Source organism: Bradyrhizobium brasilense, assembly GCF_029714345.1.
GTDB classification, from domain to species: domain Bacteria; phylum Pseudomonadota; class Alphaproteobacteria; order Rhizobiales; family Xanthobacteraceae; genus Bradyrhizobium; species Bradyrhizobium australafricanum.
In genome coordinates this window covers 3,714,274-3,735,845 of the sequence record NZ_CP121669.1, presented here as the reverse complement: position 1 = coordinate 3,735,845, position 21,572 = coordinate 3,714,274, and the positions used below count along the sequence as shown (strand labels likewise).

Here is a 21,572-nt window from a genome sequence, read left to right as displayed (position 1 = left end):
CCAAACGCGCTGCGCGAGCCCTCCCTCCCCCTGCAAGGGGGAGGGTCGGGGTGGGGGTCGGCCGCATACGCCGAATGGAGAGAAGACCCCCACCCGCCGCTGCGCGTCGACCTCCCCTTTCAGGGGGAGGTGAAACACGTTTCGCCTTGTAGGGACTATCGCATGCTGTCGCGCACCGCCGAAAACCTGTTCTGGCTGGCCCGTTATGTCGAACGCGCCGAATATCTGGCGCGCACCATCGATGCGACGTTGCGCGTCACCGCGCTGCCCGCGGCCTATGTCGGCAAGACCAATGAGTGGGATTCCGCACTGCTCACCGCCGGCGTCGGCGCGAGCTTCTATGATCACTATGAGGAAGCCGACGAGCGGAACGTCATCGAATATCTCTCCTTCTCGTCGGACAATCCGTCCTCGATCAAGAACTGCATCGAGGCGGCGCGGCTCAATTCACGCTCGGTGCGGACAGCACTGACGTCGGAGATGTGGGACACCATCAATTCGGCCTGGATCGAGCTGCAGGCGGTCTGGAACAAGGGTCCCGCCAACCGCGAGGAGCTCGCCAAATTCCTGCGCTTCGTGCAGGAGACCTCGCTGCGCTTCGACGGCTCGGCCTACCGCACCATGCTGCGCAACGACGCCTACTGGTTCTCGCGGCTCGGCGTCCATCTCGAGCGCGCCGACAACACCGCGCGGATTCTCGACGTGAAGTATCACATGCTGTTGCCCGAGGAGGAGCATGTCGGCGGCCCGCTGGACTACTACCAGTGGACCTCGATCCTGCGCTCGGTGTCGGCAACGACCGCCTATCACTGGGTCTACCGGGAAACCCTGAAGCCCTGGCTGATCGCGGATCTGTTGATCCTCAACGATACGCTGCCGCGCTCGCTTGCGAGCTGCTACAGCAACCTCGTGCGCAACCTCGACCAGATCGGCGTCGCCTATGGCCGCCAGGGCGCCTCGCAACGCCATGCCCGCGGCATCAGGAACCGGCTCGAACACAGCAACATGGACGATATCTTCCAGCACGGCGTGCACGAATTCATCCAGGAATTCATCGCGGACAACTCACGGCTGGGTGAAATCATCACCAAGCAGTACCTGATTTGACCGGTTTTGAGGCAAAATCCCGTCATGGCCGGGCAAAAGCGCGAAGCGCGTCTTTCGTACATTGGTGACCCCGTCATCGACATCTTGCTTTCGCGGCCGATTAGGAAGAAAGACGTGGGTGCCCGGGAAGGGTCCGGGCATGACACTCCTGCCCTGAAAAAACCGATTGAACACCGGTTGAGCCATGCGCCTGCGGATAGCCCACACCACCACCTATCGCTACGAGCCGGCGGCCTCGGGCGTGATCCAGATTCTGCGGATGACGCCCGGCAGCCATGACGGCCAGTACGTCGCGGATTGGCAGATCGACGTCTCGACCGATTCCCGGCTCGACACCCATGAGGACGCCTTCGGCAACGTCACCCATGTGCTGACGCATGGTTCGATCAGTGACCTCACGATCCATTGCGAGGGCCTGATCGAGACCCAGGATACCGGCGGCGTGCTGCGCGGCAGCGACGAGCGGTTTCCGCCGAGCCTGTTCCTGCGTCCCACACCGCTGACCGACCTCAACCCGGCAATGACGGCCGTCGTGCGCGAGCTGCGCGCGGAAGCCGGCGCCGACGTGCTCGGTTTCCTGCACGCGCTGATGGTGCATATCTACGAGCACATGACCTTCGACGAGGACCCGACCAACAGCGCCACCCCGGCCGCCGAGGCGTTCGCGCTGAAGCGCGGCGTCTGCCAGGATTACGCGCACATCCTGATCGCCTGCGCGCGCGCCGGCGGCGTTCCGGCGCGGTTCGTCTCCGGCCACTTCCTGCGCTCCGATGGCATGGTCAACCAGCAGGCCGGCCACGCCTGGGCCGAGGCCTTCGTGCCCGATCTCGGCTGGATCGGCTTCGACGCCGCCAACGGCATCTGCACCACCGACGCCCATGCCCGCGTCGCGATCGGCCTCGACTATCTCGGCGCCGCCCCGGTCCGCGGCACCCGCTATGGCGGCGGCAACGAGACGCTGACGGTCGCGGTCAAGGTCGACCAGGCCGGCCGTCCCGGCCAGTGGCAGAGCCAGACGCAGTCGTAGGGCTGATCCCTCTCCGCGTCCGTCATTGCGAGCCAACGGGTCGCGCGAACGCGCGCCCGATGACAGGCTCCGCGAAGCAATCCATCTGATCGCTTTCGGAGGCATGGATTGCTTCGCCGCTTCGCTCCTCGCAATGTCCGCAGGGGTGCTATGATCGCTGCTGCAAACCACACCAGCGGGACAAGCCATGGCCACCGTAAAACTGCTTTCCGACGACGAACTCTCGGCGGAGGCACGCGCCGTCTTCGACGACATCCGCAAGACGCGGAACTCGGACTTCGTCAACAATTTCTGGCGCGCGCTGGCGCATGATCCGAAGACCCTGCGGCGGACCTGGGAGAGCATCAAGGAGGTGATGGCACCCGGCGCGCTTGACCCGAAGGTCAAGGAGATGCTCTACGTCGCCGTCTCGGTGGCCCACGGCTGCAGCTACTGCATTCACTCGCACACCGCGAGCGCCCGCACCAAGGGCATGACCGACGCCGAATATCAGGAAATGCTGGCGATCGTCGGCATGGCCGCCGAGACCAACCGGCTGGTCACGGCGCTCGGCGTGCCCGTCGATGAGGCCTTCCTCGTCGATGCACCCGCGGGACGAAGCCAGGAGCCGTGACGCTCCTGGCTGTTTCGCGAATGAGTGATGTCACGAAATGCGCTCGACGTCGGATTTGAGGACAACCAGGAAACGGGCAGCTTCGCCGCCCGTCACTACCCGATGATCGAAGGTCAGCGATAGCGGCAGCGTGCGTCGGACCGCAACCTGCCCCCGAAGCGCGACCACGCGCTCCGAAATCCGCCCGGCGCCGACGATCGCCGTCTGCGGCGGCACGATGATGAGATTAGCAAACCGGCCTCCGATCATGCCGAAGTTCGACAACGTGATCGTCGCACCGCGCAGTTCCTCCGGGGGTATCGCGCGCGCGATTGCGTCGGCTCGCAGACGGTCGAGCCCGGCCCGCAGGTCCGATACGCTCCGCTCCGCGACATTGCGCAGCACGGGAACGATCAGGCCGCCGCCGGTGTCGACGGCGATGCCGAGATCGATGCGCTCGATCAGGCGCCGTTCTCCCGTACCGGAATGATACCAGGCATTGAGCGCGGGCTCTGCCTTGCAGGCAGCGGCGATCGCCCGCGCCAGGCGGATTGTCACGTCCTCGCCCTGCCGCCAATCGTCGATGTCGGCTTCATCGGTGACCGTCGCGGGGACGATTTCCGCATGCGCTGCCGTCATGCGTTGGGCCATCGCGCGGCGCAAGCCGCGCAGCGGCTCGGCAGGTCCGCTGTGAGACATCCGCTTCGCCGCCCTCTCGACATCGGCCCGCGTGATGGTGCCGCCGGGCCCGGTCGCCTCGACGAGATCGAGCGCGACGTCAAGCTTGCGCGCAAGGGCGCGCACTGCCGGAAACACTTGGGCTCCCTGCCCGCTGAGCGGCGAAGCAGTTGCTGGCGCCGGCCGTTGCTCGCCGGTGTCGAGTTCGCCCACAATCGTGCCGGTGTCCTGCCCGGCGTCCTCGGCAAACTCGACGAGCGGCGCGCCGACCTTCACGATATCGCCCTTGGCACCGAACAGGCGCGCGATGCGTCCGCTCGACGGCGCCGGTATCTCGACCACCGCCTTGTCGGTCTCGACCGAAACGAGCGGCTGATCGGTCACGACGTGATCGCCCTCGTTGACGTACCAGGTGACGATCTCGGCTTCTTCAAGACCTTCACCAAGGTCCGGCAACGTGAACTGGCGCATGGCACAAGGTCCATTGGTGTTCAGTTGTACTGGTGCGCCTTTCGGGCTGCGGTCACGATGCGTCCGACCGACGGCATGTAGCGTTGCTCAAGGCGGGCCATCGGGATGATCGTGTCGTAGCCGGTGACGCGGGTCACGGGTGCGAGCAGCGAGGATAGTCCGCGCTCGGCGATCATGGCTGCGATCTCCGCGCCAAATCCGCCGGTGTGCGCGGCCTCGTGCACGATGACGCAGCGCCCGGTCTTTGCGACCGACCTGAGCACGGTGTTTTCATCGTAGGGCTTGAGCGTGGCGAGGTCGATAACCTCGGCAGCGATGCTCTCGTCGGCGAGCGCGTCCGCTGCGGCCATCGTTTCCTTCAGCATCGCACCCCAGCTGATCAGCGTGACGTCGCGACCTTCCCTCTCGACAAAGGCGCGATCCATCGGCAAGGCTTCGCCGTTGTCCTCGACCTCGCCTTTCACGGCGCGGTACAACCGCGTCGGCTCCAGGAACACCACCGGATCGGGATCGCGGATCGCGGCGAGGAGAAGTCCATAGGCGCGCTCCGGCGACGAAGGCATCACGACACGCAAGCCCGGAATGTGGGCCAGCATCGCCTCGGTGCTCTCGGAATGATGCTCGGGTGCGCGAATGCCGGCACCATGCGGCGTGCGCAGAACCATCGGACAAGTGAGCCGTCCCTGGGTACGGTTGCGCATCCGTGATGCGTGGTTCACCAGCTGATCGAGACAGGGATAGATAAATCCCATGAACTGGATTTCGCCGACCGGCTTCAGTCCCTGCGCGGCCATGCCGACGCAGAGCCCGCTGATCAGGAGTTCGGCAAGCGGCGTATCGAGGACGCGCTCCGGACCGAAGCGCTCCTGCAAGCCGACGGTCGCGCGGAAGACGCCGCCATTGACGCCGACATCCTCGCCGAGCACGACCACATCGGGATCATCCGCCATCGCGCGGCCGAGCGCCAGATTGATGGCTTCGACCAACGTGACTTCAGGCATCGTCCTCTCCCGCAAGTTCGCGGCGCTGCGCGGCATACGCCTCGGGCAGATCGGCATAGAGGTTGTCGAACATGGTTTCTGCTCGGCGTTGCGGCGTCTTCAGATAGCGCTCCACCGCCGCCTCGATGCGCTCATGGCACTCGGCGGCAAGCCGCTCCTCGTCCGCCTTGGTCCACATCTTCTGACCCACAAGATAGGACCTGAGGCGCGCGATCGGCTCTTCCTTCCAATGCGCCTGGACTTCTTCGGCCGAACGATAGCGCAATGCATCATCTGACGTCGTGTGATCGCCGAGCCGATAGGTGACCGCTTCGATGAAGTGAGGGCCCTTGCCGTCGCGGGCAGCGGTAATGGCCTCCTCGGCCGCGGCGCGCATCGCCACCACGTCACTCCCGTCCACCTGCTCGCCGCTGAACCCGGCGCCGATGGCCTTCTGCGCCAGCGTCTCGGAACCCGTCTGCAGACGCAACGGCACCGATATGGCCCATTGATTGTTGGTGGCGACGAACACGAGCGGCAATTTGTGAACGCCGGCGAAATTCATGGCCTCGTAGACATCGCCTTTCGAGGTGGCGCCGTCGCCGAACATGCAGACGGCCACGCGCGGCTCCTTGCGCAACTTCAGGGCGTAGGCAACGCCGGCGGCATGCGGCGCCTGCGATCCGACGGGAACGCAGAACGGGAAATCGTGCACCGGACCGGAGAATTGATTGCCGCGTTCATCGCCGCCCCAGAACAGCAGGATCTCCTCCAGCGCGACGCCACGCCAGAGCAACGCGCCGTTGTCGCGATAGGAGGGCAACAGAACGTCATCCTCCCGCATCGCACTCGCGATGCCGACCGACACCGCCTCCTGGCCGAGCGAAATGGCATAGGTTCCCAGCCGACCGGTGCGCTGCAATGCAACAGCCTTTCGGTCGAACAGACGCAAGAGCACCATCGACCGGTAAAGTTCGACCAGCAGCTTGGCATCGGTGGCGAAGGCAGGAAGCGGCCGCTCTATTGAGCCGTCGGGCGCGAGGTAATTGCGGCGGCGCACCTCAAAGCGCGCAATGACGGGGAGCTCTTCGTTCGCTCTTTTGCTGGCCACGCGCTCACTCCAGGAGCGGTTCTGCCTCCCACATTCAGTAATTTGGTGTTCGACCCGCGACGATGCAATACCGTGGCAACATCGCTCTTGGCGCAGCGGCCGGGTCGTGAGGATCGATCGACAGGATCCGTGGAACAGCGCCGCGAATGCGGTATAAGAGAGCATGGCAAATGGTCAGGTTGTCCTCGTAACAACTGCGCCGTTGGACGGCGGCCCGCCTGTTCGCTCGGTCTTCTTCGTGGCTGAAGGAGACGCGGCAAAGGCCACGGCAATTATTGCGGACATGATGGCCCCGAATGAAACGGTCGAAGCGTGGGGGCCGCTTCCCGAAGCAGCTGTCAAGGCGCTCGGGTTGAAACCCGGTGACTACACCCACAGCTGACTTACATCGGATAGCTGTCCGGCGCGCGAAGGTCTGCGGCCGCATCCTTGCGCAGAGGGTGTGATCTTGACGCGGCGCCCTCGCTTACGCGGTTCCGATCACAACGCGGGGAGCCCTCTTTCTCGAGCAAGGGACATGGCGTAATCTGCAGCGAGCTGCCCTTGGACGGGACGGGCCGACGTCGCCGTTTGAAGGAACGGGCAGCGGTCAGGCCGTCGGCAGGCATCGCAGTCTGAAAGCAGCGCCTGCCTTATGTGGCGCTCCCTCAACTTCAACATGAAGCAGGTTGGCCTGCCGCACGCGCGGCAGACAAGGGCAGTGCTTAACCCTTGGAGGACGACATGGCGACATTCATATTGAGGATCGACTGGACCGACCAGGGAATTCGTAATGTCAAGGAAGCTCCCAAGCGCAGCCGAGCGGCGAAAGAACTCGCCAAGACGCTAGGTGTCGAAATCAAGGAGGTCTATCTCACCTCCGGCGAGCATGACATCCTTCTCCTCGCCGAAGCACCGCTCGGCGACAACATCACAAAACTCGCGCTTGCCCTCAGCTCTCTGGGAAACATACGGACTTGCACCTCACGGGCCTGGCCCGAGGCGGAGTGGACCAAGCTGATATCCGAGCTCCCGTAGCTACGTCGGATATCCCGATGGATCTCGACGCGGCCTGACTGACGGGCGCCGTCGCAAACTTGCCCCCGGCGATCGGCGCGGGAGTGCGCGCGTGCGCAGGACCAGCCACCGCTTCGGTCGTGTGAATAAATGAGGATACGAAGCGCACGAGGGCGACGGCGCACGTCGTCGCCGGCGGGGCACCACGCGTTACTTATCCAGCCAGACATCCTCGAAGCGCAGATTGTTGTACTGGCTGTTGTCGTGCGGGTGGAAATTCCTCACATAGGGCTGCCAGCAATTGCCAGCCGATGAGTGCAGGATGACCGGCCGCGCGGCGTCGTCGACCAGCAGGTGCTCGATGTCGAATACGATCTTGCGGCGCTTGTCCTTGTCGACCTCGCGCGACTGCGCCGCCAGCAGCTTGTCGACCTCGGCGTTGCAATACTGGGTGTAGTTGCGCTCGGAGTTGCAGGAATAGTTCTCGACCAGATTGCCGTCGGGATCGTCGACGCTGACGCCGGTGACATTGAGGCCGATGGTGTAATCCTTGCGCTGCAACCGCGAGTACCAGCGCGGCGTATCCAGGATGTCGAGCTCGGCTGTGATGTAGATCTTCTTGAGCTGGTCGGCGAGGATCACCGCCGGGTCGCGATAGGTCGGCAGGTTGCGGGTCTGGATCTTGATCGAGAGCGGCTTGGCGTCGCTGTAGCCGAGCTTCTGCATGATCGCCTGCGCCTCGGCGAGGTTCTTCCCGGTATCGGGGCCGTATCCCATCAGCGTCGACAGGATCTCCGGCGGCATGCCCCACTCGCCTTCGGGCTTGGCCTGCATCGCGCCGCCAAGCCGGCCGGTGCCCTCGAACAGGATGCTGTTGAAGGCGTTGCGATCCAGCGCCAGCGACATCGCCTTGCGGATATCCGGATTGTCGAACGGCGGATTGACCCGGTTGACCAGCAGATTGATCTGCAGATTGGTCGACGTCATCTCGCAGATCGCGTTCGGCGCCCGCGCCTTGACGTCCTTCATCAGGGGAATGCTGACGTCGGACGGAAAGGTGATGTCATAGTCGCCGGTCGCGAACGCCAGCATACGGGTGGCGCGGCTGTCGATCGAGCGCACCGTGATCTCGTCGAGATACGGCCGGTCCTTCTTGAAGTAATCGGGGTTACGGATCAGACGGATAGAGTCGCCGCGCCGGAACTCGACGAACTTGAACGGCCCGGTGCCGACCGGTTTGGTGCGCATCACCTGCTGCGGCACGTGGCAGGGATAAACCACCGAGAAAGCGCTGGCGAGCAGCGCCAAGAGACCGGGCTGCGGCTCGGTCAGCTCGAAAGTGGCCTCATCGTCGCCATTGATGCTGACATCCTTGAGCTTCGAGTACCAGACCTTGCGCGGGTTGCGCTTGAAGTCCGGTGTTTTGACGTCTTGGGTCTCGCTCTTGCCGATCAGCATCCGCCAGGTGCACTGCACGTCCTTGGCCGTGAACGGCTGGCCGTCATGCCACTTCACGCCGTGCCGCAGCTTGAAGGTAAGCTTTGTGTTAGTCTGGTCCCACGACCAGCTCTCGGCGAGATCGGGGATCACCGTGTCGATGCTTTCGTGCGCCTTGGCCGGATCGAACACCACGAGGTTGTTGAAGACGGCCGCGAACGGCATCACCGAGGCGATGGTGGATTCCTCGAGCAGCGAGGTCGAGGGCGGATTGTCATTGTGATAGAGCCGCAGCGTGCCGCCCTTCTTCTGCGCCGATGCAGGGCTCGCGGCCATCGCCGCGATGCCCAATGTCACAATGCACGCGGCCAGTTTGAACGACATTCCCGCCTCCCGAAATTTCTTGTTGTCGTCGGTTGCAGGCAGTCGAGCACAACACCCCGCCCCCCGCAACGACGCGAGGCCAAGATCATTGCCGGCTGCGCGCCACGCAGAGCGAGACCGGAATGCTCGCGACCTCGACGGCCGGAACAGGGCACCCGGACGGACCTTCGCCAGGACCGGCGCCCGGCCCGCGTGACCGGCCGTCGCACGTCCCGTCACGGGGAATTGGGGTTGGATGCATCCGCGAAATTGGCTACTAGTTTCCCGCCGAGAAACTCGGACCGTCTGAGGGCTTTAAATGACCTATTGCTGCGGAATTCTGGTGCGCGACGGGCTCGTCATGATCGCCGATACCCGCACCAATGCCGGCCTCGACAACGTCTCGACCTTCCGCAAGCTGCACATCTTCGAAAAGCCCGGCGAGCGCATCATGGCGATCGCCAGCGCCGGGAATCTCGCGATCAGCCAGTCGGTGCTGTCGACCCTGACCGAGGGCATGGAAAATCCGGACACCGGCGAGCTCGAGACGCTGATGAACGCCCCGACCATGTTCCAGGCGGCGCAGCGGATCGGCCGCGCCATCCGCTCGGTGCACGCCACCGAGGGCGACGCACTGCGCGCCGAGGACATCTCGTTCGACGTCTCGTTCCTGTTCGGCGGCCAGATCAAGGGCTCGCGGATGCGCCTGTTCATGGTCTACACCGCCGGCAACTTCATCGAGTGCACCACCGACACGCCGTACCTCCAGATCGGCGAGCACAAATACGGCAAGCCGGTGCTCGACCGCGCCATGCATTACGACGTCGAGCTCTACGAGGCGCTCAAAACGGGCCTGATCTCGATGGATTCGACGATGCGCTCCAACCTCGGCGTCGGCCTGCCGATCGACGTGCTGGTGGTGCGCACCGATGCCTGCGAGGCCGATCTCAACCACCGCATCGAGGCCGGCGAGCCCTATTTCCACGACCTGCGCTCGCGCTGGTCGGCGGCGCTCCGTGCGGCGCACCAGAACATTCCACGCCCACCCTACAAGAACGAAACCGAAGCAAAAACCAAGTAAGAGGAAACTCGGATGACTGAGGCAACCAGCAAGATCGCACTCGTGACCGGCGCCGGCACCGGCGTTGGACGCGCCGCGTCGCTCGCTTTGATGGACAAGGGCTACACCGTAGTGCTCGCCGGACGCCGCATGGAGATGCTGGAAGAGACCGCCAAGCTCGGTCCCGCCGGCAAGAGCCTGTGCGTGTCGGCCGACATGGCCAACCCGGCCGCGATCGCGGCGCTGTTCGACAAGGTGAAGGCGACCTATGGCCGGCTCGATGTGCTGTTCAACAATGCCGGCATGGGCGCGCCGCCGGTGAACTTCGAGGATCTGCCGCTCGAGCAATGGCAGGCGGTGGTCAACACCAACCTGACCGCGCCGTTCCTGTGCACCCAGCACGCCTTCCGCATCATGAAGGACCAGACGCCGCGCGGCGGCCGCATCATCAACAACGGCTCGATCTCGGCGCATGCGCCGCGGCCGTTCTCGGCCGCCTACACCTCGACCAAGCACGCCATCACCGGCCTCACCAAGTCCTCCAACCTCGACGGCCGGATGTATGACATCGCGGTCGGTCAGGTCGATATCGGCAATGCCGCGACCCCGATGACCGACCGCATGGTCAACGGCCCCGGCGTGCTGCAGCCGGACGGCACCACCAAGCACGAGCCGCGCATGGACGCCAAGGCGGTTGGCGACGCCGTCGCCTACATGGCCGGCCTGCCGCTCGACGCCAACGTGCTGTTCATGACGGTGATGGCGACCAAGATGCCGTTCGTGGGGCGGGGCTGATCTGCTCCTTCTCCCTGCTAGCGGCAGGACCATCACGGCAGCCGGCCGGGCTTGTCCCGGCCGGCTGCCGCAGGGGCGCGCCGCCGAAATATCGAAAACAACCCCATGCAAAGGAGCCGGCAGCTGCCGGCGTTCGACGCGGCAACTTGACACGTCGGGCAAATCAGCGATATTTTTCCATTATTCCGAAATCCTGCAAGTGCCCTCGCTCCGGGGGCTATCACATCCGTTGCAGCCGGAGCCGATTCCGTCATTGCGAGGAGCGTCAGCGACGAAGCAATCCATATCTCGGCATGCGGTGAGATGGATTGCTTCGCTTCGCTCGCAATGACGGGTGCAGCGAAAGCCCCTACTCCAGCTTCTCGACGTCCCGCAGCGTCGGGAACAGCTTCATCCAGAGCAGCGCGACCGCGACCGTGGCGACGCCGCCGAGCACGGCCGACGGAACGGTGCCGAGCAGCGCCGCGGTGACGCCGCTCTCGAACTGGCCGAGCTGGTTCGAGGCGTTGATGAACAGGAAGTTCACCGCGCCGACACGGCCGCGCATCTCGTCGGGGGTGGCAAGCTGCACCAGCGAGAAGCGGATTACGACGCTGATCGTGTCCGCAGCGCCGAGCACCGCGAGCGCCAGCGCCGACAGCCACATCCAGTGCGACAGCGCGAACACCACCGTCGCGACGCCGAACACGATCACCGCCTGGAACATGCGCATTCCGACGCGGCGGTTGATGGTGTGCCGCGCCAGCACCATCGTCATGAGCAGCGCACCGACGGCGGGCGCGGCGCGCAGGATGCCGAGGCCGAGCGGGCCGGCTTGCAGGATATCGCGCGCATAGATCGGCAGCAGCGCGGTGACGCCGCCGAACAGCACCGCGAACAAGTCGAGCGAGATGGTGCCGAGGATCGCCGGATTGCTGCGAACGAAGGTAACGCCGGCAAACAGGTCGTCCGACGACCCGCCGTTCTTCACCGCCGCCTGCTGCAGCCGGCCGATGCCGCCGGTGAGCAGCGCACCGAACAGCCAGAACACCATCATGATGCCGTAGGGCGCGCCCGGCATCAGCGCATAGGCGAAACCGCCGAGCGCGGGTCCGGTGATGGTCGCGACCTGCGCCGCGCCGCTCGAGATCGCGGTCGCCCGCTGCAGCGAGCCTTGCGGCGCGATCAGCGGCAACAGCGCGGCGGTCGCCGGGCTCTCGAACGCGCCGGCGATTCCGAGCACGAAGGTCGCGACGAAGATCTGGATCTCCGAGATGGTGCCGGCAAAGGTGCTTGCGGCGAGAAACAATGCGGTCAGCGCCTCCGCGATCTGGCAGGCCTGCACCACGCGCTTGCGCTCGAAGCGGTCGGCGGCGTGGCCGGCGACGAACACCAAGAGCGCCGTCGGCAGAAACTGCACCAGTCCGACCATGCCGAGGTCGAATGCGCTGCCGGTCAGATCATAGATCTGCCAGCCGATCGCCACCGCGCCGATCTGGCTGGAGAAGCGCGACAGGCTGCGCGACGACAAGAAGAACAGGAACGGTCTGTGGCCGAGCAGATCGCGGGCGCCGGCCGGCGTGGCGGAGGACATGGATGATTGCGTGGCCGAGCGCCTGCAACTTGTCAATGGATACGAGATGAACGCGCAACAGCATTGCGCTGCGCGAGGCCCCTGCCCATAATCGCGTGAGTTTTTTTGGGGGCGTGATGCTGCAGTTGCAATCGGCGTTCGGCGTGGTGGCGTTGCTCTTGATCGCCTGGGCGCTGAGCGAGAATCGCCTGAAGGTGTCGCTGCGCCAGGCGGCGATCGGGCTTGTCGTCACGATCGTCACGGCTCTGGTGCTGATCAAGGTGCCGCTGGTGACGCAGGCCTTCGGCGCGATCAATGACGCCGTCGGCACGATCGCGGCCGCGACGCGCGCCGGCACTGCCTTCGTGTTTGGCTATGTCGGCGGCGGCCCGGCGCCGTTCGATCCCAAGGCACCCGGCTCGGATTTCATCCTCGCCTTCCAGGCGCTGCCGATCGTGCTGGTCATGAGCGTGCTGACCACGCTGTTGTTCTATTGGCGCGTGCTGCCGCCTGTTGTGCGCGGCATGGCCTGGCTGCTCGAGCGCACGCTCGGCGTCGGCGGCGCGGTCGGGCTCTCGACCGCGGCCAATATCTTCCTCGGCATGGTCGAAGCGCCGCTCTTCATCCGGCCCTATCTGGCGCAGCTCACCCGCAGCGAATTGTTTCTGGTGATGACTGGCGGCATGGCCGGGATCGCCGGCACGGTGCTGGTGCTGTACGCCACGCTGCTGGCGCCGCTGATCCCGGATGCGGCCGCGCATTTCGTCATCGCCTCGGTGCTCGGCGCGCCAGCCGCGATTTTAGTGAGCCTGATCATGGTGCCGGAAACGTCCGGCAAGCGCACCGGCGGATCGCTCGACAATCCCGATATCCAGGTGTCGTCGACGATGGACGCCATCGTGAAGGGCACGGCCGCCGGGCTCGAGCTCTTGATGAACATCATCGCGATGCTGCTGGTGCTGGTCGCGCTGGTGTATCTGGCGAACGCGATCATCGGCCTGCTGCCGGAGATCGGCGGCGCGAAGATTTCGCTGCAGCGCCTGCTTGGTTACGTGATGGCGCCGGTGTGCTGGCTGATGGGCCTGCCCTGGCCGCAGGCGATCACGGCAGGAAGCCTGATGGGCACCAAGACCGTGCTGAACGAGTTGATCGCCTATGTCGACCTGTCGAAGCTCGGCCCCGACGCGCTCGATCCGCGCTCGCGGCTGATCATGCTCTACGCGATGTGCGGCTTTGCCAACTTCGCCAGCCTCGGCATCATGATCGGCGGCCTCGGCATCATGGCGCCCGAGCGGCGCGACGAGATCAACGCGCTCGGGCTGAAGTCGATCGTCTCAGGCACGCTGACGACCTGCCTGATGGGCGCGATCGTGGGGATGCTGACGCAGCCGTAGTCGCAGTAGCCCGGATGGAGCCAACGGGTCGCGCGAACGCGCGCCCGATGACAGGCTCCGCGCAATCCGGGGCGGTGCTGACACGGTGAAGCTTCCTGTCAAGCGGATCATTGTTGGGCCGGCCGACGGCGCGGACGCACGTAGCCGCGCATTGAGCCGTCGCTTGCAATAACGCGATGACAGGGGATCGATGGGTCGTAATTCGTGCGCATTATGGCACCAACCGCGCGTGCAGCCTTCGGATTGCCGGCTTTAGCAGCGACAGCTTTGTACGTCATGGCCTTCCCCTTTGGGATCTTGCGCACGATGTCGCGGACCTTATCTGAAAAGGTTTTCATAGTCCGAGTGTAGCAGATTTCTCAGAGGGTTTTCGCCTTTTTACTTGCGGTTGGAACGAGCGCGTCGCGTTGGCACGGAAGATTCGACCGGACGTGCCGGTGTTAGTTTCGAAGTGCGCGCCGCCGTCTTAACATTGTGGGCAGCTGTTGGCCCCTAGCGTCGTTTGCCGCGCAGTGCCGGCGTGGACGCAAACGGAGCATTGCGGACATCGACGGCGGCTCCGCCCGATGCGATTCGACGTGAATGACCCAAAGCGAACTTTGACTTCTGGCAATTTTAACTCTTATCGGCCATCTATGTATCCTAGACGTTGAACTTAAGTAAACTCTCGCGCGCCTATGCTGACGTGCTTCAGAATCTTTGTGGGGGGACCGTTGATGGCTCAAGAAAGTTCGAGGCCGCGTATCGGCGAAGGGCGCATCGGCAGTTCTTTCTGCGCCGCGATCGGCGTGCTCAGCGTCGCTGCGGTGCTATGCCTGCGCTACCCCGCCTTTCTCACGACGCCTGAGCTGCGCGTCCATTACGACGTCGAGCTGCTCCGCCTCACCCTCGCGATTGCCATGGTCGTCGGTGCCTGGCTCGGCGTCACCGGGATCGTGCTTGGCGGCCCGCGGGTGCCCGCTACGATCGGCCTCAGCGCGCTTTTTTTCGCCACGCTGCTTGGCGGGCCCTACGTGCCGACACCAGATTTTCTCCAGCCGCGCTTCTATCTCGGCCTCGACTGGTTGGTGCTCGATCTATTCTTCACCGGCGCAGCATTCGTGCTGCTCGAGTGGGTCTTCCCACGGGTGCGGCCGGAGCAAGGGCCGCTCAGCCCCGGTTGGAGGCTCGATCTCGCGTATTTCGGAGTCAACCATCTGCTGATCGGCGTCTTTCTGGTGGTCTCGACACATTTTGCCCATGACTATTTCGCCTGGGCGATCAGCCCGTCACTGCAAGCGCATGTCGTGGCCCTGCCGGCGATCGTCCGCTTCGTGCTGGTGATCCTGGCGGCCGATGCAGTCGAATACATCTCCCACCGCGCCTATCACGAGGTGCCGTGGTTGTGGCGAATCCATGCGGTTCATCATTCGCCCGAACACATGGACTGGCTCTCGGGATCGCGCCTCCATTTCTTCGAGCCATTGGCAACGCGCGCCCTGGTGCTGGTGCCGATCGTCCTGCTCGGCTTCCCGCAGGACACGATCTTCGCCTATCTCATTTTCATCTCTGTGCAATCGGTGCTGATCCATTCGAACATCAAGATGGATGTCGGCTGGCTGCGGTACGTGATCGTCACGCCGCAATTCCATCACTGGCACCACGCCTCGGACGCCGAGGCCATCGACAAGAACTACGCGGCACACACGCCGCTGTTCGATATGCTGGGCAGAACCTGGCACCTGCCCAAAGACCGCTGGCCGGCCAAATACGGAACGGTGAAGCCGATCCCCGGCGGCATGCTCGGCCAGTTCGCGCACCCCTTCATCGGGCCGGTGAAGGAATTCCTCGAACATCGGGACCCATGAAGCGGCGTGTTCCGCTGTTGCCAGCATGAGAGTCGCAGCGTGTTCGCTTTGACCCATAGCGAACCTGTGTGGGCTCGCTCCGCGCTCGGATAGACGCGACTATCATTCCAACAATTGCACCTATCCCGAAGCCGCCGAAACCTGCGAGTAAAATCACTCCTAGGAAAAGGACGAACGTATCGTCACGCCTCGGATCGAGTAGACCGTAGAACAGGAGACCTGGACTATTGGCCAAGACCGCCAATACCCATCCCGACGTGACGCTGCGTGAGAAGAACTTTGCGAAAAGGAAAGCGGCTATAATGAAGCCGGTAAAGTTCAGAACTCCAAGCATTTCACCTCTCGGACTACACAAGGTACACTCGACCTATCATGTCGCCTCCCGTCACGGCTTACGTCTGCTTCTGGCCCATCGCGACATCTTGCGTTGCCGCACGAACTTGGTCGCTATCGGGGCAAAGCGGACGTAGAGTCACGCCGACGGCTTTATGGGTACACGGCCCAGAAAATCGTCATGCCTGGGCTTGACCCGGGCATCCATCGACCAGGAGAATCTTGCGAAGCAGGATAGATGGCCGGGTCAAGCCCGGCCATGACGGCCGCAAAAAAGCCTACGCCTTCAACTCCACCGTCTTGAACTCGGCCGGCAGGATCACCTCCAGCAGTTCGACGTCGTCGGAGTAGTCCAGGATCATGTGCCGGATGCGCGGCGGCTGGGTCCAGGCGCTGCCTTGCTGCATCAGCGTCTCGCCCTCGCCTTCCATGTAGGTCTTCACCCAGCCCTTGAGCACATAGACCATCTGGAAGTCGACGTCGTGGAAGTGCAGCTTCGACACCTCATCGGGATTGCACGGTCCCTGCAGCCGGATGACGTGTGCCTGCGCGAGGCCATGCGAGGCGGCGGCGATGCCGAGGTCGCGGTACTTGGCGTAGGCGCGCAGCCCGTCGGCCTTGAAGTCCTCTTCGCGGTGATGGCTGATCGCGACGCGCTGCTTCGGCCGCGCCTTGGCTGCGGCTTTCGGCGCGCTCTTCTTGGCCGCCGAGACGCGGCCTTTCGACTTGATGGTCTTGCGCGCGGACGATTTCGCGGACGTCTTCTTGGCGCCGGCGCCGAGCCCCGACCATTTCTTCTTCACCGCGGTCTTGGCTGCCGATCTTGATGCCGTCTTCTTGGCCATTGTTTCGCCTCCCGTCTTTTTGTGACGGAGAGAGGCTAACACAAGTCGCGCGCCGCGAGGCGAGCAAAGGCGCACAGCGCGCTTTTGCCCGCTCGCCCGCTCAATGCAGCCGGAACACGCCGTCGACGGCACGCAGCTCGGCCGGCTTGACGAGCTTGGAATGCGCCACCGTCACCGAAAACAGCGGGCCTTCGAGCTTCGCCTGCCAGAACGCGAGGAAATCCTGCAGCGCCGGGAATTTCGGAAACAGGTCGTAGTTCTGCCAGACATAGGTCTGCAGCAACGAGGGGTGATCCGGCATCCGATAGAGGATTTGCGCCGTCGTCAGCCCGTACCCCAGCAACTGCTTCCGGAAATCGTCGGAAACAACCCCACCAACTCGCGAGACCATGCCAACCTCCTGTGACGGAGCGCATTCACGTGGTGGCCGACCTCCCCCGCCGGACCACCGGCAATGGATGCGCTCACATGAGAGAAATGTGACGCACGCGACTAACCCATCTCAAGCCCAAATGTTTAATAGGTTGTTGAAATTTCTTGCGTTGGCAGCAGCTTACCGCATCTGCTAATAGCCCCGGCGACCCCTCTTGGGCGGCGTTAAGGATGCCGAAATGATCTCGGCATCCTTTTGGCAGGCGGCACTCACGAGTGCCAATTTTTCTGCTAGAGGCACTTGCCCGCCGCCAAGGCTTGGCCTATCTCCTGCGCAACCAGTCTGGCACTCGCTGGGCTGGACTGCTAACTCTCCAAAAATCTACAGCATCTGCAAATGTTTAGGAGGACTGCATGAAATTCCGTCCGCTTCACGACCGCGTCGTGGTTAAGCGTATCGACGCCGAAGAGAAGACTGCTGGCGGCATCATCATTCCGGACAGTGCCAAGGAAAAGCCCTCGCAGGGCGAAGTCATCGCCGTTGGCCCGGGCGGCCGCGATGAAGCTGGCAAGCTGATCCCCATCGACGTCAAGGTCGGTGACCGCGTCCTGTTCGGCAAGTGGTCGGGCACCGAGGTCAAGATCGACGGCGAAGACCTGCTGATCATGAAGGAAAGCGACATCATGGGCGTGCTCGACGTCCCCGCTTCCAAGAAGAAGGCCGCCTAAGCGCCTCTTTCCCTCCCAGGTTAAATCTCTCAAGGAAAAACTCAGATGGCAGCTAAAGAAGTCAAATTCTCCGTCGAGGCGCGCGACAAGATGCTGCGCGGCGTCGACATCCTCGCCAACGCGGTGAAGGTCACCCTCGGTCCGAAGGGCCGCAACGTGGTGCTCGAGAAGTCGTTCGGCGCTCCCCGCATCACCAAGGACGGCGTCACCGTCGCCAAGGAGATCGAGCTCGAGGACAAGTTCGAGAACATGGGCGCCCAGATGGTGCGCGAAGTCGCCTCCAAGTCCGCAGACGCGGCCGGCGACGGCACCACCACCGCGACCGTGCTCGCGGCTGCGATCGTGAAGGAAGGCGCCAAGTCGGTCGCCGCCGGCATGAACCCGATGGATCTGAAGCGCGGTATCGACCTCGCGGTCGAAGCCGTCGTTGCGGACCTCCAGAAGAACTCGAAGAAGGTCACCTCGAACGAGGAGATCGCCCAGGTCGGCACCATTTCGGCCAACGGCGATGCCGAGATCGGCAAGTTCCTCTCCGACGCCATGAAGAAGGTCGGCAACGAGGGCGTGATCACGGTCGAGGAAGCCAAGTCGCTCGAGACCGAGCTCGACGTCGTCGAGGGCATGCAGTTCGACCGCGGCTACATCTCGCCCTACTTCGTCACCAACGCCGACAAGATGCGCGTTGAGATGGACGACGCCTACATCCTGATCAACGAGAAGAAGCTCTCCTCGCTGAACGAGCTGCTGCCGCTGCTCGAGGCCGTGGTGCAGACCGGCAAGCCGCTGGTCATCGTCGCCGAGGACGTCGAAGGCGAAGCCCTCGCCACCCTCGTCGTCAACCGCCTGCGTGGCGGCCTGAAGGTCGCGGCCGTCAAGGCTCCGGGCTTCGGCGATCGCCGCAAGGCCATGCTGCAGGACATCGCGATCCTGACCGGCGGCCAGGCCATCTCGGAAGACCTCGGCATCAAGCTTGAGAACGTCACGCTGCAGATGCTCGGTCGCGCCAAGAAGGTGATGATCGACAAGGAGAACACCACGATCGTCAACGGCGCCGGCAAGAAGGCCGACATCGACGCCCGCGTTGCCCAGATCAAGGCGCAGATCGAGGAGACCACCTCGGACTACGACCGTGAGAAGCTGCAGGAGCGTCTCGCCAAGCTCGCAGGCGGCGTCGCGGTGATCCGCGTCGGCGGCGCGACCGAGGTCGAGGTGAAGGAGCGCAAGGATCGCGTTGATGACGCGATGCACGCGACCCGCGCGGCTGTCGAGGAAGGCATCGTCCCGGGCGGCGGCGTCGCCCTGCTCCGTGCCTCCGAGCAGCTCAAGGGCCTGCGCACCAAGAACGACGACCAGAAGACCGGCGTCGAGATCGTGCGCAAGGCGCTGTCGGCTCCCGCTCGCCAGATCGCGATCAACGCCGGTGAAGACGGTTCGGTCATCGTCGGCAAGATCCTGGAGAACAAGACCTACAACTACGGCTTCGACTCCCAGACCGGCGACTATGCCGACCTCGTCAAGAAGGGCATCATCGACCCGACCAAGGTCGTGCGCACCGCGATCCAGAACGCTGCCTCGGTTGCCGCGCTCCTGATCACCACGGAAGCGATGGTTGCCGAGCTGCCGAAGAAGAACGCCGGCGGCCCCGCGATGCCTCCGGGCGGCGGCATGGGCGGCATGGACTTCTAAGCGACGAAGTCGTCCCGGACGCGGTGCAGCGCGAGGCGGTGCACCGCAGAGCCGGGATCTCGCTCAACGACAACGAAATGCAAAACCCCGGCAGCGATGCCGGGGTTTTTGTTTGGGGCAGGCTCGCCGGGCGACTTACCAGGAGCCTTACGCTGCTCACAGCATGCACGTTATTCACAACACTCTCCGTAAATATACGTTGGTCTGAGTTGACAATTTCAAAAAAAATTTCGTGCGAGAGTCGCAAACCGAACCGACAGCGTCATCTTCGTCCCGCACAGTAGGCTTGGGACAAGATCGAAGTTCACTCTCAACAATCTGAATTGAGCACGGAGCGTCAGCTCCCGTGACGCGGGCAAGCGTTGCGGAGAATGCGTTCACTTGCGAGGGAGGCAGTGCAGTGAGCGACAAGGTTCTCAGCCGAGCCGCCTGAAGAAGCGGCGTTGAAGTCACATCGAGGATTTGTTCAAGGAGGGACCTGGCCGGTTGGAAGAAGCCCAGTGACGAGAGCATGCAGCCCCCACTGCCCGATGCTCCGTCAACCGCCGCAGGTGCGCGATGCCCCCCCAACTACCCCGCGCACCGACCTGGGGCCAATCCAACCGGCCGGACTATTCTGCAAGGCAAAAAGCAAAAGGCAATATGGGAGGGAGGCGCTCATGGGCATGGTGATGGTCAGATGTCCGCAAACCGGGCACGCGATTTCCACCGGAATCAAAACCGATCGCGAGAGCTTTCGACGCAGTACCGTGTTCTTCTCGCGCACGGCCTGTCCATTTTGCCGCGCGGATCACGCCTGGTTTGCGCGGGACGCCTGGGTCGATGAGCCGAGCATCCGCGTGCGGCGACGCCGCGGCGGCGGTTCACCGGCCTGAAAGTGGCCACCACTTTTGACGACCGCGATGGAGGGACACCATGGCGCAGGTGCAGATCACGACGGAAACGTCTGCCTGGCTGCTACAGGCCAAGGACTTTCTCGATGAAGCACGACGGCTGAAGCCCGGTCCGAAGCGCAATGAGTTGCGCGAGACCGCAAAGGTGCTGCGCGAGATTGCGAAGCTCGAAAGGGTATCCTCCTCCACGCGGGAGCTTGATCGGCGGCCAGGAAGCTGATCGCAGCAGGGAACGCGCTTACACGGCGTCGTCAGCCTCGATTTCCGGGATGCGCGGATCGTTGGCCGGCGCCATTCCTCGCGTTCGAACCTTGTCGCCCGAGAAAATCTCCTCGGCCTCGAGACGCATGACGCGATGGCACTCGCACGCCGCCGCCAATAGCCGCGCCCGGTCGATCTCGATCTGGCCTCGTTGATCGGACCTGATCGCACCGCGCTTGCGCAGATTGCCCATCAGCAAGGTCACCGTCGTTCGTCGTACGCCGAGGATTTGCGACAGCGCTTGCTGGGTCAGCGGGAGGACGTCGCTGTCGACGCGGTCGCGAAGCTGAAGCAGCCAGCGCGCCATCCGCGCCTCGACCGGGTGGAGCGCATTGCAAGCGGAGCCGAGCTGAAACTGGATCAGCATCGATCTGACGTGCTTCTGGATTGCCTGCCGAATCCCCGGACTGCGGCCGAAAGCGGCATGAAAGCGTGCCGCCGGAACCCGCGAGGCGGTACCAGCCGCACGAACGACGGCGGTAATGCCTGACGGCGAGGCTCCGAGAACCGAAAGACTGCCCACGGCCCCTTCGCATCCGACCACGCCGGTTGCGACCGTCTGCCCATCCGCCATGTCGATCATCAACAAGATCGCGCCGCTGTGAGGAAAGAAGACGTAGTCGATCTCGTCACCGGCGCGCGCCAGGACTGCATCCTGTTCGAGCGCAACGGTCTCAAGTTCGGGTCTCAGGAGGTCCAGATCCGCCGGCGACAACGTCGCGAGAAGGCGATTACAAGTTCCACCGGAATTGCTCACCTGCGGGAACGTCAAGGGTCGCACAGCATACTCACTCGAACACGGGATCAAAAACATATTCCAAACGTTTGACCGCAAGGCGGAATTCTCCGCGGCGGCGTCCTTAAAGTTAGATGCAAATGCGCCGCCGGACGCAATAGCAAAATGCGTATCGTCGCACCGTAGAACTTCGGGAACCCAACAGTTCCAGTTTCGCATCGCTCGCGCCGCGCGCGACATCCGAGCCTGCTCTTTCACTATCTGCGCGGGCGCAGGAAGGTGGCGGACGCGGTGTGACCGCTCGCTG

22 protein-coding genes are annotated in these 21,572 nt (G+C 63.7%); 13 read left to right on the top strand and 9 right to left on the bottom strand.

The window, feature by feature from the left end; all coding sequences use genetic code 11:
* Positions 1-162: 162 nt before the first annotated feature.
* The 3 genes from QA635_RS17385 to QA635_RS17375 all read left to right on the top strand — a co-directional run bounded on the left by QA635_RS17385 (position 163) and on the right by QA635_RS17375 (position 2,747).
* Positions 163-1,107 carry an alpha-E domain-containing protein gene (locus tag QA635_RS17385; protein WP_057019095.1) on the top strand — a complete coding sequence of 315 codons (945 nt, stop codon included), beginning with the start codon at positions 163-165 and terminating at the stop codon, positions 1,105-1,107.
* A gap of 184 nt (positions 1,108-1,291) precedes the next feature.
* Positions 1,292-2,134 (top strand): transglutaminase family protein, encoded by an 843-nt coding sequence (locus QA635_RS17380; RefSeq protein ID WP_283070577.1) that lies wholly within the window; start codon positions 1,292-1,294, stop codon positions 2,132-2,134.
* Between the two features lie 187 nt (positions 2,135-2,321).
* Complete coding sequence (locus tag QA635_RS17375; RefSeq protein WP_092089679.1) at positions 2,322-2,747, top strand: carboxymuconolactone decarboxylase family protein; 426 nt, start codon at positions 2,322-2,324, stop codon at positions 2,745-2,747.
* A gap of 30 nt (positions 2,748-2,777) precedes the next feature.
* On the opposite strand, the gene QA635_RS17370 is transcribed toward QA635_RS17375, so the two are convergent.
* From QA635_RS17370 to pdhA, 3 genes are read right to left on the bottom strand one after another with little or no spacing between them, the layout of a single operon-like run.
* Complete coding sequence (locus QA635_RS17370) at positions 2,778-3,875, bottom strand: dihydrolipoamide acetyltransferase family protein (protein WP_283070576.1); 1,098 nt, start codon at positions 3,873-3,875, stop codon at positions 2,778-2,780.
* A gap of 20 nt (positions 3,876-3,895) precedes the next feature.
* Complete coding sequence (locus QA635_RS17365) at positions 3,896-4,876, bottom strand: alpha-ketoacid dehydrogenase subunit beta (protein ID WP_283070575.1); 981 nt, start codon at positions 4,874-4,876, stop codon at positions 3,896-3,898.
* Entirely contained in the window at positions 4,869-5,915 is a 1,047-nt protein-coding gene (gene pdhA / locus QA635_RS17360) for a pyruvate dehydrogenase (acetyl-transferring) E1 component subunit alpha (protein ID WP_425249191.1), read from the bottom strand. The genes QA635_RS17365 and pdhA overlap by 8 nt, the downstream gene beginning before the upstream one ends.
* A 214-nt stretch (positions 5,916-6,129) precedes the next feature.
* Between pdhA and QA635_RS17355 the strand changes: the two genes are divergently transcribed.
* Positions 6,130-6,348, top strand: coding sequence for a hypothetical protein (locus QA635_RS17355; RefSeq protein ID WP_057019099.1), 219 nt, complete (start codon positions 6,130-6,132; stop codon positions 6,346-6,348).
* A 341-nt stretch (positions 6,349-6,689) separates the two neighbouring features.
* Positions 6,690-6,983, top strand: coding sequence for a GYD domain-containing protein (locus QA635_RS17350; RefSeq protein WP_026192964.1), 294 nt, complete (start codon positions 6,690-6,692; stop codon positions 6,981-6,983).
* A 189-nt stretch (positions 6,984-7,172) separates the two neighbouring features.
* Here QA635_RS17350 and QA635_RS17345 read toward each other — a convergent pair whose 3' ends face one another.
* The gene (locus QA635_RS17345) at positions 7,173-8,783 is read right to left on the bottom strand and encodes an ABC transporter substrate-binding protein (protein WP_283070573.1); all 1,611 of its coding nucleotides are present in this window, start codon (positions 8,781-8,783) and stop codon (positions 7,173-7,175) included.
* 298 nt (positions 8,784-9,081) lie between these two features.
* Here QA635_RS17345 and QA635_RS17340 point away from each other — a divergent pair, with 298 nt between their 5' ends.
* Positions 9,082-9,843 carry a proteasome-type protease gene (locus QA635_RS17340; protein ID WP_016846384.1) on the top strand — a complete coding sequence of 254 codons (762 nt, stop codon included), beginning with the start codon at positions 9,082-9,084 and terminating at the stop codon, positions 9,841-9,843.
* A gap of 12 nt (positions 9,844-9,855) precedes the next feature.
* The gene (locus QA635_RS17335; protein ID WP_050385914.1) at positions 9,856-10,617 is read left to right on the top strand and encodes an SDR family oxidoreductase; all 762 of its coding nucleotides are present in this window, start codon (positions 9,856-9,858) and stop codon (positions 10,615-10,617) included.
* 349 nt (positions 10,618-10,966) lie between these two features.
* On the opposite strand, the gene QA635_RS17330 is transcribed toward QA635_RS17335, so the two are convergent.
* Positions 10,967-12,190, bottom strand: a complete 1,224-nt coding sequence (locus QA635_RS17330) for an MFS transporter (protein WP_283070570.1) — start codon at positions 12,188-12,190, stop codon at positions 10,967-10,969.
* Between the two features lie 116 nt (positions 12,191-12,306).
* Between QA635_RS17330 and QA635_RS17325 the strand changes: the two genes are divergently transcribed.
* The gene (locus tag QA635_RS17325; RefSeq protein WP_283070568.1) at positions 12,307-13,563 is read left to right on the top strand and encodes a NupC/NupG family nucleoside CNT transporter; all 1,257 of its coding nucleotides are present in this window, start codon (positions 12,307-12,309) and stop codon (positions 13,561-13,563) included.
* A gap of 107 nt (positions 13,564-13,670) precedes the next feature.
* Here the strand turns inward: QA635_RS17325 and QA635_RS41780 are convergent, their stop codons facing one another.
* Positions 13,671-13,841, bottom strand: coding sequence for an MGMT family protein (locus tag QA635_RS41780; RefSeq protein ID WP_371818086.1), 171 nt, complete (start codon positions 13,839-13,841; stop codon positions 13,671-13,673).
* Between the two features lie 399 nt (positions 13,842-14,240).
* Here QA635_RS41780 and QA635_RS17320 point away from each other — a divergent pair, with 399 nt between their 5' ends.
* A complete protein-coding gene (locus QA635_RS17320; RefSeq protein ID WP_283070566.1) occupies positions 14,241-15,410 on the top strand; it encodes a sterol desaturase family protein in 1,170 nt (389 codons plus the stop codon).
* Between the two features lie 611 nt (positions 15,411-16,021).
* On the opposite strand, the gene QA635_RS17315 is transcribed toward QA635_RS17320, so the two are convergent.
* Both QA635_RS17315 and QA635_RS17310 read right to left on the bottom strand, forming a co-directional pair.
* The gene (locus QA635_RS17315; protein ID WP_225163768.1) at positions 16,022-16,588 is read right to left on the bottom strand and encodes a cupin domain-containing protein; all 567 of its coding nucleotides are present in this window, start codon (positions 16,586-16,588) and stop codon (positions 16,022-16,024) included.
* A gap of 100 nt (positions 16,589-16,688) precedes the next feature.
* Positions 16,689-16,979 carry an usg protein gene (locus QA635_RS17310; RefSeq protein ID WP_026192965.1) on the bottom strand — a complete coding sequence of 97 codons (291 nt, stop codon included), beginning with the start codon at positions 16,977-16,979 and terminating at the stop codon, positions 16,689-16,691.
* Positions 16,980-17,374: 395 nt separating this feature from the next.
* Here QA635_RS17310 and groES point away from each other — a divergent pair, with 395 nt between their 5' ends.
* The 4 genes from groES to QA635_RS17290 all read left to right on the top strand — a co-directional run bounded on the left by groES (position 17,375) and on the right by QA635_RS17290 (position 20,488).
* Entirely contained in the window at positions 17,375-17,689 is a 315-nt protein-coding gene (gene groES / locus QA635_RS17305; protein ID WP_021077770.1) for a co-chaperone GroES, read from the top strand.
* A gap of 45 nt (positions 17,690-17,734) precedes the next feature.
* Positions 17,735-19,375 carry a chaperonin GroEL gene (groL, locus tag QA635_RS17300; protein ID WP_157343304.1) on the top strand — a complete coding sequence of 547 codons (1,641 nt, stop codon included), beginning with the start codon at positions 17,735-17,737 and terminating at the stop codon, positions 19,373-19,375.
* 659 nt (positions 19,376-20,034) lie between these two features.
* Entirely contained in the window at positions 20,035-20,250 is a 216-nt protein-coding gene (locus tag QA635_RS17295; protein WP_092090127.1) for a hypothetical protein, read from the top strand.
* A 40-nt stretch (positions 20,251-20,290) separates the two neighbouring features.
* Positions 20,291-20,488, top strand: a complete 198-nt coding sequence (locus tag QA635_RS17290) for a hypothetical protein (protein WP_225163766.1) — start codon at positions 20,291-20,293, stop codon at positions 20,486-20,488.
* An 18-nt stretch (positions 20,489-20,506) separates the two neighbouring features.
* Here the strand turns inward: QA635_RS17290 and QA635_RS17285 are convergent, their stop codons facing one another.
* Entirely contained in the window at positions 20,507-21,505 is a 999-nt protein-coding gene (locus tag QA635_RS17285; protein WP_425249165.1) for a Crp/Fnr family transcriptional regulator, read from the bottom strand.
* Between the last annotated feature and the right edge of the window lie 67 nt (positions 21,506-21,572).